This is a genomic window from Rhizobium phaseoli, assembly GCF_003985125.1.
GTDB lineage: Bacteria > Pseudomonadota > Alphaproteobacteria > Rhizobiales > Rhizobiaceae > Rhizobium > Rhizobium phaseoli.
In genome coordinates this window covers 110,034-127,797 of record NZ_ML133571.1, presented here as the reverse complement: position 1 = coordinate 127,797, position 17,764 = coordinate 110,034, and the positions used below count along the sequence as shown (strand labels likewise).

Annotated in this window: 20 protein-coding genes; 15 read left to right on the top strand and 5 right to left on the bottom strand. The window is 62.2% G+C overall.

The window, feature by feature from the left end; genetic code table 11:
• Window positions 1-36 precede the first annotated feature (36 nt).
• From EFD56_RS14100 to EFD56_RS14045, 12 genes are all read left to right on the top strand, one after another.
• Complete coding sequence (locus EFD56_RS14100; protein ID WP_004678648.1) at window positions 37-357, top strand: FtsB family cell division protein; 321 nt, start codon at window positions 37-39, stop codon at window positions 355-357.
• 145 nt (window positions 358-502) lie between these two features.
• Window positions 503-1,549 (top strand): pyruvate dehydrogenase (acetyl-transferring) E1 component subunit alpha, encoded by a 1,047-nt coding sequence (pdhA, locus tag EFD56_RS14095; protein ID WP_012483684.1) that lies wholly within the window; start codon window positions 503-505, stop codon window positions 1,547-1,549.
• A 16-nt stretch (window positions 1,550-1,565) separates the two neighbouring features.
• Window positions 1,566-2,963, top strand: a complete 1,398-nt coding sequence (locus EFD56_RS14090) for a pyruvate dehydrogenase complex E1 component subunit beta (RefSeq protein WP_085742447.1) — start codon at window positions 1,566-1,568, stop codon at window positions 2,961-2,963.
• A 15-nt stretch (window positions 2,964-2,978) separates the two neighbouring features.
• Window positions 2,979-4,337: a pyruvate dehydrogenase complex dihydrolipoamide acetyltransferase gene (locus EFD56_RS14085; RefSeq protein WP_085742448.1), complete on the top strand. Its 1,359-nt coding sequence runs from the start codon at window positions 2,979-2,981 to the stop codon at window positions 4,335-4,337.
• 19 nt (window positions 4,338-4,356) lie between these two features.
• A complete protein-coding gene (locus tag EFD56_RS14080) occupies window positions 4,357-4,998 on the top strand; it encodes an SGNH/GDSL hydrolase family protein (protein ID WP_085742449.1) in 642 nt (213 codons plus the stop codon).
• Window positions 4,999-5,000: 2 nt separating this feature from the next.
• Window positions 5,001-5,582 carry a GNAT family N-acetyltransferase gene (locus EFD56_RS14075; protein ID WP_085742450.1) on the top strand — a complete coding sequence of 194 codons (582 nt, stop codon included), beginning with the start codon at window positions 5,001-5,003 and terminating at the stop codon, window positions 5,580-5,582.
• Between the two features lie 17 nt (window positions 5,583-5,599).
• Window positions 5,600-7,063, top strand: coding sequence for a dihydrolipoyl dehydrogenase (gene lpdA / locus EFD56_RS14070; protein WP_085742451.1), 1,464 nt, complete (start codon window positions 5,600-5,602; stop codon window positions 7,061-7,063).
• A 96-nt stretch (window positions 7,064-7,159) separates the two neighbouring features.
• Entirely contained in the window at window positions 7,160-7,414 is a 255-nt protein-coding gene (locus EFD56_RS14065) for a GlsB/YeaQ/YmgE family stress response membrane protein (protein ID WP_003573335.1), read from the top strand.
• Window positions 7,415-7,429: 15 nt separating this feature from the next.
• On the top strand, window positions 7,430-7,678 hold the full coding sequence (locus tag EFD56_RS14060; RefSeq protein ID WP_012483689.1) for a GlsB/YeaQ/YmgE family stress response membrane protein: 249 nt from the start codon (window positions 7,430-7,432) through the stop codon (window positions 7,676-7,678).
• Window positions 7,679-7,724: 46 nt separating this feature from the next.
• A complete protein-coding gene (gene lipA / locus EFD56_RS14055; protein ID WP_012483690.1) occupies window positions 7,725-8,696 on the top strand; it encodes a lipoyl synthase in 972 nt (323 codons plus the stop codon).
• Between the two features lie 244 nt (window positions 8,697-8,940).
• Window positions 8,941-9,519 (top strand): AAA family ATPase, encoded by a 579-nt coding sequence (locus tag EFD56_RS14050; RefSeq protein ID WP_010006876.1) that lies wholly within the window; start codon window positions 8,941-8,943, stop codon window positions 9,517-9,519.
• 9 nt (window positions 9,520-9,528) lie between these two features.
• A complete protein-coding gene (locus EFD56_RS14045; protein ID WP_037138625.1) occupies window positions 9,529-9,981 on the top strand; it encodes a type II toxin-antitoxin system RatA family toxin in 453 nt (150 codons plus the stop codon).
• Between the two features lie 17 nt (window positions 9,982-9,998).
• Here EFD56_RS14045 and EFD56_RS14040 read toward each other — a convergent pair whose 3' ends face one another.
• Both EFD56_RS14040 and EFD56_RS14035 read right to left on the bottom strand, forming a co-directional pair.
• Window positions 9,999-10,502 (bottom strand): CinA family protein, encoded by a 504-nt coding sequence (locus EFD56_RS14040; protein WP_183819584.1) that lies wholly within the window; start codon window positions 10,500-10,502, stop codon window positions 9,999-10,001.
• Window positions 10,499-11,716 (bottom strand): bifunctional 2-C-methyl-D-erythritol 4-phosphate cytidylyltransferase/2-C-methyl-D-erythritol 2,4-cyclodiphosphate synthase, encoded by a 1,218-nt coding sequence (locus EFD56_RS14035; protein WP_126905570.1) that lies wholly within the window; start codon window positions 11,714-11,716, stop codon window positions 10,499-10,501. The genes EFD56_RS14040 and EFD56_RS14035 overlap by 4 nt, the downstream gene beginning before the upstream one ends.
• A 143-nt stretch (window positions 11,717-11,859) precedes the next feature.
• On the opposite strand from EFD56_RS14035, the gene dusB reads away from it, so the two are divergent.
• From dusB to ntrC, 3 genes are read left to right on the top strand one after another with little or no spacing between them, the layout of a single operon-like run.
• Window positions 11,860-12,879 carry a tRNA dihydrouridine synthase DusB gene (dusB, locus tag EFD56_RS14030; RefSeq protein WP_085742453.1) on the top strand — a complete coding sequence of 340 codons (1,020 nt, stop codon included), beginning with the start codon at window positions 11,860-11,862 and terminating at the stop codon, window positions 12,877-12,879.
• Complete coding sequence (locus EFD56_RS14025) at window positions 12,876-14,030, top strand: two-component system sensor histidine kinase NtrB (protein WP_085742454.1); 1,155 nt, start codon at window positions 12,876-12,878, stop codon at window positions 14,028-14,030. Before dusB ends, EFD56_RS14025 begins: the two co-directional genes overlap by 4 nt.
• Window positions 14,027-15,478, top strand: a complete 1,452-nt coding sequence (ntrC, locus tag EFD56_RS14020) for a nitrogen regulation protein NR(I) (protein WP_012483696.1) — start codon at window positions 14,027-14,029, stop codon at window positions 15,476-15,478. The genes EFD56_RS14025 and ntrC overlap by 4 nt, the downstream gene beginning before the upstream one ends.
• A gap of 134 nt (window positions 15,479-15,612) precedes the next feature.
• Here the strand turns inward: ntrC and EFD56_RS14015 are convergent, their stop codons facing one another.
• The 3 genes from EFD56_RS14015 to EFD56_RS14005 all read right to left on the bottom strand — a co-directional run bounded on the left by EFD56_RS14015 (window position 15,613) and on the right by EFD56_RS14005 (window position 17,735).
• On the bottom strand, window positions 15,613-15,783 hold the full coding sequence (locus EFD56_RS14015) for a hypothetical protein (protein ID WP_164736828.1): 171 nt from the start codon (window positions 15,781-15,783) through the stop codon (window positions 15,613-15,615).
• Window positions 15,784-15,856: 73 nt separating this feature from the next.
• Window positions 15,857-16,951, bottom strand: a complete 1,095-nt coding sequence (locus EFD56_RS14010; protein WP_085742455.1) for a flavin monoamine oxidase family protein — start codon at window positions 16,949-16,951, stop codon at window positions 15,857-15,859.
• A gap of 106 nt (window positions 16,952-17,057) precedes the next feature.
• Entirely contained in the window at window positions 17,058-17,735 is a 678-nt protein-coding gene (locus EFD56_RS14005; protein ID WP_085742456.1) for a cupin domain-containing protein, read from the bottom strand.
• Between the last annotated feature and the right edge of the window lie 29 nt (window positions 17,736-17,764).

Sequence of the window (17,764 nt, the reverse complement as noted above, 5' to 3'; positions counted from 1 at the left end):
TGAACGAATTGGTAATGCGTTCAAGAGCATACGTGTATGTGGACAAAGCATCATAAGAAGAGAAAGCTCGGCCGCTTCGTCATTCCGGCCATGACGGTCGCCTTCCTTTCCTATTTCGGTTATCATTGCGTCCATGGCGATTATGGGTTGCGGGCGACGGAGACGTTCGAGCGTCAGCGCGTCGCGCGCGAAAAAGAGCTTGCGGTATTGAAGGCGAAGCGCGAACATCTGGAAAGTCAGGTCGCGCTCCTCAGTGACGGTTCGCTCGACAAGGATATGCTGGACGAAAAGGCGCGCTATCAGCTGAATATGTCGCGCGCCGACGAGATCGTCATATTCAATCATTATTCCAATTAACTGGAATTCGGTTAATTGGAATTACTGACGTATTTCCAATAGTTTAGTGCCGAATACGAGCCATGCAATTATGGCATTGCTGTGGTCATATTTCTTCCCTATGGTACGCGCCATCGAGAAACGACAAACCCATAGGGAGGGTTGAATGGCGCCGCGAAAGACCGCGACCGTTTCCAGCCGCAAAACTGCAGCAAAACCAGCAGCCAAAGCATCGAATGGAGGCCCGGTAGCCGACTTCGATCGGGATGAGGAACTCAAGGCCTATCGCGAGATGCTACTGATCCGCCGCTTCGAGGAGAAGGCCGGTCAGCTTTACGGCATGGGCTTTATCGGCGGCTTTTGCCATCTCTATATCGGTCAGGAAGCTGTCGTCGTCGGCATGCAGATGGCGCAGAAAGAAGGCGACCAGGTCATCACCGCCTATCGCGACCACGGCCACATGCTGGCAACCGGCATGGAAGCCCGCGGCGTCATGGCGGAACTGACCGGGCGCCGCAGCGGCTATTCCCACGGGAAGGGCGGCTCGATGCATATGTTCTCGAAAGAGAAGCACTTCTACGGCGGTCACGGCATCGTCGGCGCCCAGGTTTCGCTCGGAACCGGTCTCGCCTTTGCCAATCATTACCGCGGCAACGGCAATGTCTCGATTGCCTATTTCGGCGACGGCGCCGCCAACCAGGGCCAGGTCTACGAGAGCTTCAACATGGCGGCTCTCTGGAAGCTGCCGATCGTTTATATCGTCGAGAACAACCGCTACGCCATGGGCACCTCGACGGCCCGCGCCACCGCGCAATCGAACTACTCGCTGCGCGGCTCCGGCTTCGGCATCCCCGGCATCCAGGTCGACGGCATGGACGTGCGCGCCGTCAAGGCGGCCGCCGACGAGGCGCTTGAACATTGCCGCTCCGGCAAGGGTCCGATCATCCTCGAAATGCTGACCTATCGCTACCGCGGCCACTCCATGTCGGACCCGGCGAAGTACCGCACGAAGGAAGAAGTGCAGAAGATGCGCTCCGAGCAGGATCCGATCGAGCAGGTCAAGGCGCGCCTGATCGAAAAGGGCTGGGCCTCCGAGGACGATCTGAAGGCGATCGACAAGGATGTCCGCGACATCGTCGCCGACAGCGCCGATTTCGCCCAGGCCGATCCGGAGCCGGATGCATCCGAGCTCTACACCGACATTCTGCTCTAATCGGGGGAGGGAACCCATGCCTATCGATATCCTCATGCCCGCCCTCTCTCCGACGATGGAAGAAGGCACGCTGTCCAAATGGCTGAAGCAGGAAGGTGACAAGGTCACCTCCGGCGACGTGATTGCCGAAATCGAAACCGACAAGGCGACGATGGAAGTCGAAGCCGTCGACGAAGGCATCATCGGAAAGCTGCTCGTCGATGCCGGCACCGAAGGCGTCAAGGTCAACACCAAGATCGCCGTGCTGCTGCAGGATGGCGAATCGGCCGACGCGATTTCCGCCGCTCCTGCTGCTGCTCAGCCGGCTCCGGTCGCTGCTCCGCAGGTTGCTCAGGAAGAAAAGCCGACAAATACCGGTTCGGCTGCTGCTCCCGTCCCCGCCGAGCCCAAGGCTGCGGTTCCGAACGACCCGGAAATCCCGGCCGGCACCGAAATGGTGTCAATGACTGTGCGCGAAGCGCTGCGCGACGCCATGGCCGAGGAAATGCGCGCCAGCGACGACGTCTTCGTCATGGGTGAGGAGGTCGCCGAATATCAGGGCGCCTACAAGGTCACCCAGGGCCTGCTGCAGGAATTCGGCCCTCGCCGCGTCATCGATACGCCGATTACCGAACACGGCTTTGCCGGTGTCGGCGTCGGCGCCGCCATGGCCGGCCTTCGCCCGATCGTCGAATTCATGACCTTCAACTTCGCCATGCAGGCGATCGACCACATCATCAACTCGGCCGCCAAGACACTCTATATGTCCGGCGGCCAGATGGGCGCGCCGATCGTCTTCCGCGGCCCGAACGGTGCTGCCGCCCGCGTCGGCGCCCAGCACAGCCAGGATTATGCGGCCTGGTACAGCGCGATCCCCGGTCTGAAGGTCATCATGCCCTACACGGCATCCGACGCCAAGGGCCTGCTGAAGGCTGCGATCCGCGATCCGAACCCGGTCATCTTCCTCGAAAACGAAATTCTCTACGGCCAGCATTTCGATGTGCCGAAGCTCGACAATTTCGTCCTGCCGATCGGCAAGGCCCGCATTCACCGTTCGGGCAAGGACGTCACGGTCGTCTCCTTCGGCATCGGCATGACCTATGCGACGAAGGCGGTTGCCGAACTCGAAAAGATCGGCATCGACGTCGAACTGATCGACCTTCGCACCATCCGCCCCATGGATCTGCCGACGGTCATCGAATCGGTCAAGAAGACCGGCCGCCTGGTCACCGTCGAGGAAGGTTATCCGCAGTCCTCCGTCGGCACCGAAATCGCCACCCGCGTCATGCAGCAGGCCTTCGACTATCTCGATGCGCCGATCCTGACGATTGCGGGCAAGGACGTGCCGATGCCTTACGCCGCCAATCTCGAAAAGCTGGCGCTTCCGAACGTCGGCGAAGTCGTCGATGCGGTGAAGGCTGTTTGCTACAAATAAGGGGAGGGTATCTCGATGCCGATCAATATCACGATGCCCGCCCTCTCTCCGACCATGGAAGAAGGCAATCTGGCCAAGTGGCTGGTCAAGGAAGGCGACAAGGTCAAGTCTGGCGATGTGATCGCCGAGATCGAGACCGACAAGGCGACGATGGAAGTCGAAGCCGTCGATGAAGGAACGGTCGCCAAGCTCGTCGTTGCCGCAGGCACCGAAGGCGTCAAGGTCAACGCGCTGATCGCCGTTCTTGCCGCCGATGGCGAGGATGTCGCCGCCGCCGCAAGCGGCGCCGGCTCCGCCACTCCGGCAAAGGCTGACGCCGCCCCGGCTGCGAAGGCCGAGGCTGCACCGGCTCCGACCCCGTCCGCTCCGGCTGCTGCACCGGCGCCTGCCACCGCACCCGCGGCGGTTTCGTCAAGCGGCAACCGCACCTTCTCTTCGCCGCTTGCCCGCAGGCTTGCCAAGGAGGCCGGCATCGACCTTTCGGCGGTCGCAGGCTCCGGCCCGCATGGCCGCGTCGTCAAGAGCGACGTCGAAGCCGCCGTTGCCGGCGGTGGCGCCAAGGCAGCGCCCGCACCGGCCGCTGCTGCTCCGCAGGCCGCCGCAGCTGCCGCTCCGGCCGCCGCAGCGCCGAAGGGCGCTTCTGAGGAAGCCGTGCTCAAGCTGTTCGAGCCGGGCTCCTACGAGCTCGTGCCGCATGACGGCATGCGCAAGACGATCGCCCGGCGCCTGGTCGAATCCAAGCAGACGATCCCGCATTTCTACGTCAGCGTCGATTGCGAGCTCGACGCGCTGATGGCGCTGCGCGCCCAGCTGAACGATGCGGCGCCGCGCAAGGACAACGCTCCGGCCTACAAGCTTTCGGTCAACGACATGGTGATCAAGGCCATGGCGCTGGCGTTGCGCGATGTTCCCGACGCCAACGTGTCGTGGACCGACAGCAACATGGTCAAGCACAAGCACGCCGATGTCGGCGTCGCCGTCTCGATCCCCGGCGGCCTGATCACCCCGATCATCCGCAAGGCCGAGCAGAAGACGCTGTCTGTCATCTCCAACGAGATGCGCGATCTCGGCAAGCGGGCTAAGGACCGCAAGTTGAAGCCCGAGGAATATCAGGGCGGCACCAGCTCGGTGTCGAACATGGGCATGATGGGCGTCAAGAACTTCGCCGCCGTCGTCAATCCGCCGCATGCAACGATCCTCGCGGTCGGCGCCGGCGAGCAGCGGGTTGTCGTCAAGAACGGCGAAATGGCGATCGCCACGGTGATGTCAGTCACGCTCTCGACCGACCATCGCTGCGTCGACGGCGCGCTCGGCGCCGAGTTGCTCCAGGCCTTCAAGGGCTACATCGAAAACCCGATGGGCATGCTTGTCTGATAGCGAAGCGGAGGCGGAAATGACCAAGACCGTTCTTTGCTATGGCGACTCGCTGACCTGGGGTTATGACGCCGAGACGATCGGCCGTCATGAGTACAAGAATCGCTGGCCGAGCGTGCTTCAGGCAGCGCTCGGCAGCGAGGCGCGCGTCATTGCCGAAGGGCTGAACGGTCGCACCACCGCTTTCGACGACCACCTCGCCGATTGCGACCGCAACGGTGCGCGCGTTCTGCCGACGATTCTGCAGACGCATGCGCCGCTCGACCTCGTCATCCTTCTGCTCGGCACCAACGACATGAAGCCGGTCGTGGCTGGTTCGGCCTTTGCCGCCTGCCAGGGCATCAGCCGCCTCGTGCGGCTGATCCGCAATCATGCCTGGCCTTTCGAGTTCGACGGGCCGGAAATCCTGATCGTAGCACCGCCGGCGATCTGCGCGACGGGTAACGTGCCCTTCGCCGCATCCTTTCCCGGCGGCATCGAGGAATCGGCAAAGCTCGCAACGCTTTACCGCGATCTCGCCGACGAACTCGGCTGCGGTTTCTTCGATGGCAATTCCGCCGCCAAGACCACGCCGATCGACGGCATTCATCTCGATGCGGAAAACACCCGTGCGCTCGGACGCGGGCTGGAATCGATCGTCCGGATGATGCTGGGGATCTGAGCATGGCTTCCTTCGTCGCGCTGCGGCAGGCGTCACGGCGGGATGCTTCGGAGCTGGCGATCCTGGCGGATATCGCGTCGCACGGTTTTGCCTCCTGGCTGTGGTTCGCCGATGTGGCGAATGGCGCTAGCGACACGCCGCTGGAATGCGGCAGGCGGAAGATGAGCGAGGAGGAAGGCGTCGGCGGCTGGCGGGATGCCGTCATCGCCGAGGTCTATGGCGAAGTCGCGGGCGTGGCGATCGGTCATGCGCTGGATGAGGGCATAGGCGATATCGAGGCGACGATTGCGGCGACCGAGCCGATGCTCGCCTTGCAGAAGACGGTGGTCGGAAGCTGGTTCATCGGCAGTCTCGGCGTCTATCGCCATCTGCGCGGCATCGGCATCGGGAAAAGGTTGCTGGAGGATCAGATCGACAGGGCCGATCGCCGGCCCGTCAGTCTGATCACCGCAAGTGATAACGAAGCGGCTTTGTCGCTTTATGGAAGAAACGGATTTTTGGAGGCTGCGCGCGCCGATGCCGTGCCGCTCTTCGATAACAGCAAGAGCCACGCGTGGGTGCTCATGACCCGCAGCGCAGCGTAACAAAGGGCAGGACACACATGGCTGAATCCTACGACGTCATCATCATCGGCTCCGGTCCGGGCGGCTATGTCGCCGCCATCCGCGCCAGCCAGCTCGGCCTCAAGACGGCGATTGTCGAGCGCGAGCATATGGGCGGCATCTGCCTGAACTGGGGCTGCATCCCGACCAAGGCGCTGCTGCGCTCGGCCGAGGTGCTCGATCACGCCAATCATTTCAAGGATTTCGGCCTCGTTCTCGAAGGCACGGTCAAGCCGGATGCCAAGGCCGTCGTCGGCCGCTCGCGCGCCGTTTCCGCCCGTCTCAATGCCGGCGTCGGCTTCCTGATGAAGAAGAACAAGATCGACATCATCTGGGGCGAGGGGAAGCTCACCAAGGCTTCGACCGGGGCTCAGCCCGGCGAGATCGTCGTCGGCAAGTCGTCGAAGCCTGTGGTCGAGCCGCAGCATCCGCTGCCGAAGAACGTCAAGGGCGAGGGCACTTATACCGCCAAGCACATCATCATCGCCACCGGCGCCCGTCCGCGCGCGCTGCCGGGCATCGAGCCTGATGGCAAGCTGATCTGGACCTATTTCGAGGCACTGAAACCGGACGCGCTGCCGAAGTCGCTGATCGTCATGGGATCGGGCGCGATCGGCATCGAATTCGCCAGCTTCTACCGCTCGATGGGCGTCGACGTCACGGTCGTGGAAGTCATGCCGACCATCATGCCGGTCGAGGATGCGGAAATCACCGCCATCGCCCGCAAGCAGCTGGAAAAACGCGGCCTCAAGATCTTCACCAGCGCCAAAGTCACGAAGGTCGAGAAGGGCGCGGGCAGCATCACCGCCCATGTCGAAACGTCAGATGGCAAGATGCAGCAGATCACCGCCGATCGGATGATTTCGGCCGTCGGCGTCCAGGGTAACATCGAAAATCTCGGTCTCGAAGCGCTTGGCATCAAGACCGACCGCGGCTGCGTTGTTGCTGATGGTTACGGCAAGACCAATGTCGCCGGCATCTATGCGATCGGCGACGTTGCCGGCCCGCCGATGCTGGCGCACAAGGCCGAGCATGAGGGTGTGGTCTGCGTCGAGAAGATTGCCGGCCTGCCGAATGTTCATCCGACCGACAAGGGCAAGGTTCCGGGCTGCACCTATTGCAATCCGCAGGTCGCCTCCGTCGGTCTCACCGAAGCCAAGGCCAAGGAGCAGGGCCGCGACATCCGCGTCGGCCGCTTCTCTTTCGCCGCCAACGGCAAGGCTATCGCGCTCGGCGAAGACCAGGGTATGGTGAAGGTGATCTTCGACAAGAAGACCGGCGAGCTTCTCGGCGCCCACATGGTCGGCGCTGAAGTCACCGAACTCATCCAAGGCTTCGTCGTTGCGATGAACCTCGAAACGACCGAGGAAGAACTGATGCACACCATCTTCCCGCATCCGACCGTCTCCGAGACGATGAAGGAAGCCGTGCTCGATGCCTATGGCCGTGTGCTGAACGCTTGATAATTTCCAGGGCTGCCCTCTATCCCGAGGCGGCGAGCCGTCCTCCCGTGGCGACGAGTTCATCGCCCAGGGTGGATAAAACGAAAGGAAATCCTCATGTCTATGGAGACGCAAGCGTTGCTGGTGTTTTTGCTGATCGGTCTGGTGGCAGGCTTTCTTGCAAGTCTGGTCGTCGGTGGCGGCGGCTTGATCCGATGCTTGCTCAGCGGCATCATCGGCGCCTTCGTCGGCGGCTATCTGTTCAGCGCGCTCGGCATTTCGCTGGGTATTGATAACGCGCTGGTCGTGCAGATCATCCACGCCACCGTCGGCGCCATCATCGTGGTGCTGATCGCCAGGGCGGTCGCTTAAGGGGTAAGGGCAGGCATGGAAGGCGTGGGCTGGATTTCGGCAATCATCATCGGCGGCCTTGCAGGCTGGCTCGCCGGCAAGCTGATGGAGGCGCGGTACGGGATTTTCCTGAACATCGTGCTCGGCATCGTCGGCTCGGTCGTCGCCACCGCCATCCTCGCCCAGTTCCATGTCCAGCTCGCCGGCGGACGGCTCGGTTATTTCGTCACGGGTTTCCTTGGCGCCTGCCTGCTGATATTCCTTGCGCGGCTGGTGCGGCGCTAGGTCCTGGAGATTTGCCGCGTAGAGGCGGTAGAAAGCTGAAACTGCAATGGTGACAATTCTCGACACGATCAATCCCGACGCCAAGCGCGTGCGCCATCCGGAGAAGGCGCATCGGCCGGATACGGAAGTCATGCGCAAGCCGGACTGGATCCGCGTCAAGGCGCCGACTTCCAAGGGTTATGCCGAGACGCGGGCGATCGTGAAGGAGCACAAGCTCGTCACCGTCTGCGAGGAGGCCGGCTGCCCGAATATCGGCGAGTGCTGGGACAAGAAGCACGCCACCTTCATGATCATGGGCGAGATCTGCACCCGCGCCTGCGCCTTCTGCAATGTCGCGACCGGCAAACCGAACGCGCTCGACATGGCAGAGCCGGAGAACGTCGCCAAGGCGGTCAAGGAGATGGGCCTTTCCCACGTCGTCATCACCTCCGTCGACCGCGACGACCTTGAGGACGGCGGCGCCGAACATTTCGAAAAGGTGATCTGGGCGATCCGCGCCGCCTCGCCGGCAACGACGATCGAAATCCTGACGCCGGACTTCCTGAAGAAGCCGGGTGCCTTGGAGCGCGTCGTCGCCGCCAAGCCTGACGTCTTCAACCACAATATGGAAACGGTTGCCGGCAACTATCTGACGGTTCGCCCCGGTGCCCGCTACTTCCACTCCATCCGGCTCTTGCAGCGGGTGAAGGAACTCGACCCGACCATGTTCACCAAGTCGGGCATCATGGTCGGCCTCGGCGAGGAGCGCAACGAAGTTCTCCAGCTGATGGACGACCTCCGCACCGCCGATGTCGACTTCCTGACGATCGGCCAATACCTGCAGCCGACCCGCAAGCACCACAAGGTCGAAAGCTTCGTCACCCCGGACGAGTTCAAGTCCTACGAGACGGTCGCCTACAGCAAGGGCTTCCTGATGGTCGCCTCCAGCCCGCTGACCCGCTCCTCCCACCATGCCGGCGACGACTTTGCGCGGCTGCGTGCGGCGCGTGAGAAGAAGCTTCTGGTTGCAGCTGAGTAAGGTTTGCGCTTGCTTAAGCGGCTCTGAAAATCTTCGCTGCGGTCAGATGGCCGGTGGACAATGCCAGCCAACCTCTCTTTCGTCATGCTCGGGCTTGTCCCGAGCATCTGCCTCTAGTCGATAGGGCAGCAGATCCTCGGCACAAGGCAGCACAAGGTCGAGGATGACGCCGAGTAGAGAGCAAGGGTAATTAGCAAACTGACCGCAGCGGTTTTCATCGCGGTTTTTCCTTGGGCGGTCGCAGATGAATGTCACATCCGGGTTGAATTCGATGCTGGCCGCAGCCGACCGTATCCTGGTGATTGGCTGCCCCGGCAGCGGCAAGAGCACGCTCGCAAAGCGGCTCTCGCGAGCGCTCGACCTTACTTACATCTCCATGGACTGCGAGTTCTACTGGCTGCCGGGCTGGAGAAAGAGGCCGCGCGATGAGATCGATCGCTTTATCGCCAAGGCCGTGGCGGGAGAGCGCTGGATCATGGATGGAACCGGTCTCAGCTCCTTCCATCTCCGCCTGCCGCGCGCGCAGGCGGTCATCTGGCTTCGCCCGCCAAGGCATGTCTGTCTGTACGGCGCCATCTCAAGAGCATTGCGTTATCTAGGGCGAAATCGCCCCGAACTGCCTGCCGGCTGCCATGAAAGCCTCTCGCTCGATGCGCTTTCCTATATCTGGAACTTCGAGCGCGATGCGGTCCCGTTAATCGAGGCGGCACTTCGAGATCATGCCGCCGGGATCGCAGAGCACGGCCCTGAAATGCCGATTCTCCAGCTAAAATCCCATCGCCAGATGCGCGAGCTTCTTGATCTTCTCGGCCGGCCCGCTTAATTGCCGCCTATGCCGCAATTCGAAACCCACCGTTCCGTTCCGCATACGCCCGACCAGATGTTCGATCTCGTTGCCGATGTCGAACATTATCCCGAGTTCCTGCCGCTGTGCGAGGCGCTGTCGGTCAGGAGCCGCAAGGAGCGTGACGGCAAGATCCTGCTCGTGGCCGACATGACTGTCGGCTACAAGGCGATCCGCGAGACCTTCACGACCCAGGTGCTTTTGAACCGGGCCGCGCGGGTGATCGAGGTCAAATATATCGATGGCCCGTTCAAGTATCTCGAGAATCGCTGGCATTTTGCCGAGACGCCGTCCGGCGGCTGCACGATCGATTTCTTCATCGACTACGAGTTCAAGAGCCGCATTCTCGGCGCGCTGATGGGCTCGATGTTCGACCGCGCCTTCCGCATGTTCACCGAAGCCTTCGAGACGCGCGCCGGCAAGATCTACGCTCCGGTCTGACGGCGGTTGCAGGCTCCTCAGCCCGTGAGCAGCGAACGCACCATCTCCAGCGCCGTCCTGACCGTGGCCATCCGAACCTCGCTGCGGCCGATGTCGCCATAGAGCATTTTCCGATGGATGAGGGCGCCACCGCGCGATTTGGCGGCAAGATGCACCAAGCCGACCGGTTTTTCGGCCGATCCGCCGCCGGGGCCGGCAATGCCGGTGACGGCGACGGCGATGTCGGCACGCGAGCGGAAGAGGGCGCCGTGCACCATTTGCCGGGCGGTCTCCTCAGAGACTGCGCCGAAGCGCAGCAGCGTTTGCGCCTGCACGCCGAGCTGCTCGATCTTGGCGCTGTTCGTGTAGGTGACGAAGCCGCGGTCGACGACGGCGGATGAGCCGGATATCTCCGTCAGCGCGCCTGATATCAGCCCTCCGGTACAGGATTCGGCGGTTGACACCATCAGCCCCGCCGCGGTGAAGTCACGGATGATCGCCTCTGCCGCCGAAAGGATATCAGCAGGGAAAAGGCCCATCATGTCCTCCCGCGATAGACGACGGTCGCCGTGGCGATCGCCGCGATGCCTTCGCGCCGGCCGACGAAGCCGATCGTCTCGTTGGTCGTCGCCTTGACCGAGCAGCGCTCGAGATCGATCCCGAGATATTCCGACAGGTTCGCCCGCATGGCCTCGCGATGCGGCCCGACCCTCGGCGCCTCGGCGATGAGCGAGACATCGGCATTCATGATCGTGCCGCCGCGTTCGCGCACGATCTGCGCGGCATGCTCGATGAAGATGCGCGAGGCCGCTCCCTTCCATTGCGGGTCGGATGGCGGGAAATGATCACCGATATCGCCGGCGCCGCAGGTGGCAAGCAGCGCATCGGTCAGCGCATGCAGCGCCACGTCGGCATCCGAATGGCCTTTCAGCTTTTGGTCGTGCGGAATGAATACGCCGCAGAGCGTCACGCCGTCGCCCGCTTCGAGCTGGTGCACGTCGTAGCCATTGCCGGTGCGCACATCGGGAAGCAGCGAGGCCGACAGCTTGTCGTCGGCCATGGTGATATCCTTCTTCACCGTCAGCTTGACGTTGTCGGTCGTGCCCTCGACGATCGTCACCGGAATGCCCGCCCATTCGGCGATCGAGGCGTCGTCGGTAAAATCGCCGCGTCCACTCGCCGCCGCCTTCTCATGCGCGTCGAGAATGGTGTCGAAGGCGAAGGATTGCGGCGTCTGCGCCGCATAAAGCTGCTCGCGCGATACAGTCGTCAGCACCGTGCCGGCGCCGTCGGCGCGTTTCAGCGTATCGGTGACCGGCATGGCCGGCAGCACTGCTAGCGCGCCGTTGCCAAGGTTTTCGGCAATGCGGTCGAGAAGCGCGTGGTCGAAAAAAGGCCGCACCGCATCGTGGATCAGCACATGGCTGACATGCTTGTCCTTGAGGTATCGAAGGCCGGCAAGCACCGATTGCTGCCGGGTCGGGCCGCCATGCACCGTTTCGATCGGCGTTGCCGAAATGATATGGCGGAATGCCTTGGCAAACAGCGCCTCGTCATCGGGATGAATGATGACGACGATCGCAGTCGCCGGCTCCCATGTCATGAAGTTTTCAAGCGTATGGACGATAACCGGCTTGCCGCCGATCGGGCGATATTGCTTGGGGCCTTCCTTGAGGGATCCGGCACGCTCGCCGCGGCCGGCGGCAACGATGACAATTCCAGCCGATATCGGTTGCTTGGACGGCATTTGCAGCATAAATCCCCTAAAATATGCGGAATTGACCGGAGTGCTCTAACCTCTTGCTTGGGCCTTTTCCAGCATCTGTCCGAAAAATATCGATTCCGATCCGAGCCCTCTTGGCAAAGCCATCGATCTGTGGCTAAAAATAATGCAGTTACATGGTGTGCCTGAAAGATAATCATTTGATTTCCAAGGACCTCGCAGCGCCTTTCCGAATCGGATCCGTATCCGTGCGGAACCGGGTTGTGCTGGCGCCGATGTCCGGCGTGACGGACATGCCCTTCCGCGAGTTGGCCTGGCGCTTCGGCGCCGGGCTCGTGGTCACCGAGATGGTGGCGAGCCGCGAGCTGGTCAATGACACCGCCGAATCCTGGTCGCGGCTCAAGGCGGCCGGCTTCCGGCCGCATATGGTGCAGCTCGCCGGCCGCGAGGCGCACTGGATGGCGGAGGCAGCCAAGATCGCTGCCGATCATGGCGCCGATATCATCGACATCAATATGGGTTGCCCGGCAAAAAAGGTGATCGGCGGTTATTCCGGCTCGGCGCTGATGCGCGATCCCGATCACGCGCTCGGCCTGATCGAGGCGACGGTCAAGGCCGTCGATATTCCTGTGACGCTGAAGATGCGTCTCGGCTGGGACGAGAATTCCATCAACGCGCCCGACATTGCCCGCCGCGCCGAAGCCGCCGGCATCCAGCTCGTCACCATTCATGGGCGGACCCGCATGCAATTCTACGAAGGCCGCGCCGATTGGGATGCGATCCGTGCCGTCCGCGACGTCATCTCCATCCCGCTGATCGCCAATGGCGATGTCGAGACCGCGGAAGATGCGCAGGAAATATTGCGCCGTTCCGGCGCCGATGCCGTCATGATCGGCCGGGGCTGCCAGGGCAGGCCGTGGCATGCCGGCGTGCTTGCCGGTGCGGCGGAGCCGCGACGCGAAGACATTGCCGATATCGCCGTCGAACATTACCGGATGATGCTCGATTTCTATGGCGAGGCGGTGGCGATCCGCCATGCCCGCAAGCATCTCGGCGGGTATCTCGAGCGTTTTGCCCCAGCGCTTGCCGGCGGCGAGAAGGCTGCGATCATGACCTCGCGCGATCCGGGCGAGGTGGCCGCACGCCTTTATGATGCGCTTGATGCAGCTCTTGTCGACAGCCGGGAGGCGGCATGACGAAGGATACGATATCTCCGCCCGATCAGACCGGCGGAACCGTCGCCATGGCCGTGCTGAACGCCATCCAGAACCCGGTTGTCATGGTCGACGAATCCGGCTTCGTCGCCTTCGCCAATTGGGAGGCGGAGGCATTTTTCGGCGCCAGCGCCTCGCATCTCGCGCGTTACCGGATCTCGACCTTCATTCCCTTCGGCAGCCCGCTGCTCGCCCTGATCGACCAGGTGCGCGAGCGGAAGGCGCCGGTCAATGAATATCGCGTCGATCTGAGCTCGCCACGGCTCGGTCAGGACAAGCTCGTCGACCTCTACGTCGCCCCGGTGATCAGCGAGCCCGGCGCCGTCGTCATCGTCTTTCAGGAGCGATCGATGGCCGACAAGATCGACCGGCAGCTGACGCATCGCGCCGCCGCCCGCTCGGTGACCGGTCTCGCCTCGATGCTGGCGCATGAGATCAAGAACCCGCTCTCCGGCATCCGCGGCGCCGCGCAGCTGCTCGAGCAGTCCGCGGTCGACGACGACCGGGCGCTCACCCGGCTGATCTGCGACGAAACTGACCGCATCGTCTCGCTGGTCGATCGCATGGAAGTCTTTTCCGACGAACGTCCGGTCGATCGCATGCCGGTCAATATCCATTCCGTGCTCGATCATGTGAAGGCCGTCGCCAAGGCCGGTTTTGCCCGCAACATCCGCGTCACCGAGAGCTATGACCCATCGCTGCCGGCCGTCTATGCCAATCGCGACCAGCTCGTCCAGGTCTTCCTCAACCTGGTGAAGAACGCCGCCGAAGCGGTCGGCGATCGGCCGGACGGCGAGATCATGCTGACGACCGCCTATCGCCCCGGCATTCGTCTTTCCGTCGCCGGCACCCGCGAAAAGATCTCGCTGCCCTTGGAATTCTGCGTTCACGACAACGGCCCCGGCGTTCCCGCCGATCTGCTGCCGCATCTCTTCGATCCCTTCATCACCACCAAGACGAACGGCAGCGGCCTCGGCCTGGCGCTGGTTGCCAAGATCATCGGTGATCACGGCGGCATCATCGAATGCGACAGCCAGAACAGCCGCACGACTTTCCGCGTTCTCATGCCGGCGTCGAAGGACGTTTCGCTCGAGGATGCTTCTTCCGCAAGCTCGACAGGACCTTCTCGATGACAGCCACGATCCTCGTTGCAGATGATGATGCGGCGATCCGCACCGTGCTCAACCAGGCTTTGAGCCGCGCCGGCTATGATGTTCGCATCACCTCCAACGCCGCTACCCTCTGGCGCTGGATTTCGGCGGGCGAGGGTGATCTTGTCGTCACCGACGTGGTGATGCCTGATGAAAACGCCTTCGACCTCTTGCCGCGCATCAAGAAGGCCCGTCCCGATCTGCCGGTTCTCGTCATGAGCGCGCAGAACACCTTCATGACCGCCATCAAGGCCTCGGAGAAGGGCGCCTATGACTATCTGCCGAAGCCCTTCGATCTCACCGAGCTGATCGGCATCATCGGCCGCGCGCTCGCCGAGCCGAAGCGCAAGCCTGCCAAGCTGGAAGAGGATATGCAGGACGGCATGCCGCTCGTCGGCCGGTCGGCGGCGATGCAGGAAATCTACCGTGTACTTGCCCGCCTGATGCAGACGGATCTGACACTGATGATCACCGGCGAATCCGGCACCGGCAAGGAGCTTGTCGCCCGCGCGCTGCATGATTACGGCAAGCGCCGCAACGGCCCCTTCGTCGCGATCAACATGGCGGCCATCCCGCGCGACCTGATCGAATCCGAGCTCTTCGGCCATGAGAAGGGCGCCTTCACCGGCGCGCAAACCCGCTCGACCGGCCGTTTCGAGCAGGCCGAAGGCGGTACGCTGTTTCTCGATGAAATCGGCGACATGCCGATGGACGCCCAGACCCGGCTGCTGCGCGTGCTGCAGCAGGGCGAATACACCACCGTCGGCGGCCGCACGCCGATCCGCACCGATGTGCGCATCGTCGCCGCCACCAACAAGGATCTGAAGCAGGCGATCAATCAGGGCCTCTTCCGCGAGGACCTCTACTACCGCCTCAATGTCGTGCCGCTGCGTCTGCCGCCGCTGCGCGACCGCGCCGAGGATATTCCCGATCTTGTGCGCCATTTCATCCAGCAGGCCGAAAAGGAAGGCCTCGGCTCCAAGCGCTTTGATCAGGAGGCGCTGGAACTGATGAAGGCCTATGCCTGGCCGGGCAACGTCCGCGAGCTGGAAAACCTCATCCGTCGCCTGATGGCGCTCTATCCGCAGGATGTCATCACCCGCGAGATCATCGATGCCGAGCTGCGCTCCGATGTGCCCGACAGCCCGATCGACAAGGGGCCAATCCGCAACGGCTCAATGACGATCGCGCAAGCCGTCGAGGAGAATATGCGCACCTATTTCGCCGGCTTCGGCGAAAACCTGCCACCGCCCGGCCTCTATGACCGTGTGCTGACCGAGATGGAATACCCGTTGATCCTTGCGGCGCTCACGGCAACGCGCGGCAACCAGATCAAGGCGGCCGATCTTCTCGGCCTCAACCGCAACACTTTGCGCAAGAAGATCAGGGAGCTCGGCGTTTCTGTTTACAGAAGCTCCCGCACCGCCTGATAAAAAAGGCGGTGGGCTCCTCGTTTGCCCACCGCCTCCTCCTCCCAGTATCCGCCGCCACGGTCGGGAACAAAACCAAATCTATCCCAGCCCCGTCATCGTTTGTATCTGCGCCGGCAAACAAAAGCGCAGTGTCATTTGACGGTCACATAGTATTTGCGAGCTATTGTTTGCTGCCGGGCAAATGTCATTGAAGTTGCTGCGCTCGCCGCCACCGCGCCTGTGGATAAGCTGTGGATAACCGGTGGATGAGATGGCTGGTCATCGGGCGATAAGGTGCTCGATTTCATCAGGATGTTGCTCATCCGTTCCGCATGCCGCCACCGCCGTTGCGCTCGAAATGAGGTTGGAGGCCGTTGAGGAGGTAGCCCTCCCAGATCAGCGTGGCGAGACAATCGTCAATACAGCCCGTCTCGCGGCGGCAACGGCGCCGGCAAGGAAGCCGGGTTCAGTCGCACTCGTCTCGCTGCCGGCCATGAACAGTCGCTCGGCCCACGGTCCGCGGACCCAATCCTTATCCTCGGCCGACAGATGTCCGGCCGCGACGCGATCGCGGACGGTTGCAGTGAATGGATCGGCTGCCCAGTCCTTCAAAATTGTGGCACGCGGTTCCAATGCGTCAGCGCCGAAAATTCGCCCGAACTGAGCCAGGCAGGCTTTCGTCAATGCCTCGTCACCCAATGCCGCCCGCTGATCCGCGCCGACGCCGAGGAAGCCGAAGAGCGCTGCCTTTCCATTCGCCAGCGTCGCGTCATGCATTTCGACCATCGGCCCGACCATGCTCTGGGCCGTTCCCGACAATCCGCCGTCACGCCAGAAGGGCCGATCATAGATCGCGAAAAACTTGGCGTGCGGCGCCATCCAGGTCGGCGTATCGCGCCAGCGCGCCAAGGTGGATTGCTCTTGCTGCGGCGTGAACGTCACGTTTGCCTCAAGCAATCGAGGCGGCAGGGCGCAAATGACTTGCTGCGCGTGGACCACCGCGGCCATGCCGTCTGCAGCCTTCAAGGAAATCTCGACGCCGTCACCGGAAAGCGCCATGGCCGAGACACAGCTGTTGAGTTGAATTCTGTCGGCCGGGATCTCAAGTTCCAAAGCTCTCACCAGCGCCGCCGAACCGCCGGTCAGTCGAAGCGATTTTCCCTGCTGTTCGACAGGGCGATACCTTTGCGGTCCTTCCCGCGACATTCGCTCGAATATCACATCGCCATCATTATTTTGCGAGAACGACGGGAGCCCCAGTTCCAGGACGAGCCCGGCCATATCAGGCTGCATCATCGGCCAGAACCAGGAGGGACCGAGATCGAACCCGTCGTCGGAAGGAATTCCATGTTCGTCTGATGTCAGGATGCGGCCGCCCAGCCGATCCCTTGCTTCAAGCAACAGGAAGTCGATGCCCTTCGAATTGAGGGCCTGTGCCGCGCAGAGCCCGGCGAGCCCTCCGCCGACGACAGCGACTTGGCATCTTTTCATCAAACTACCTCTGGCCCGCCATCAGAATGCAGGAAGCGGGCGAATTTCAGCGCGGGTTTTATTTACAGGGCCGCGCATGCTGGCGTCCAGTCAAAGACGTAACCCGCTAGGATGGCAGTTTCAGAACATCGGCGTGCTGCAACGGTGCGTCTTTGATCCAGGCATAGGCACCTTCTGGACCAGCGCTCGCCAGCAGGTTTTCGCCTCCAGGCAGCCGCATCCAGCTCTGGGATCGAAGTCGCTCCGTTCCAACGGACAGCTCGCCTTCAAGAACCAGCAGCTCCAATCCACGATGATTCGAAAGTTTGATCGAGGCGCTGCGACCCCACCTTTGAAGATAGACCTGCTCATGACCGTCATCGAACAGGATCGTTGCGGTGACGGCATCGTTTTGAAGTCCAGGCTCTCCTTCACCCGGTCTGCGCACGATTTGCGCCTCGTCGCCCTCGCGAAACTGCCAGAGCTTGACGAAAATGGTGCAGCCGTCAGCAGATGCGGGTGCATGCGACGTCCCCGGCGGATTGCGGAAGTATGATCCGGCCGGGAAGCGACCGTGTTCATCCTCGAATATCCCGTCGAGCACCAATATTTCTTCACCGCCCGTGTGGGTATGAGACGGAAATACGCTGCCTGCGGCATAGCGGACAATCGAGGTCGCCCGAGCCACTTCCTCGCCGACGCGATAAAGCATCCGGCGATCGACCCCTCGAGCCGGACTGGCGACCCAATCCAGTTTCGCGGCGTGGACGACCGTCGGCTTGGTGAAATCATCATTCAGACGCATCGTTTTTCTCCATCGTCAGCACCACCCGA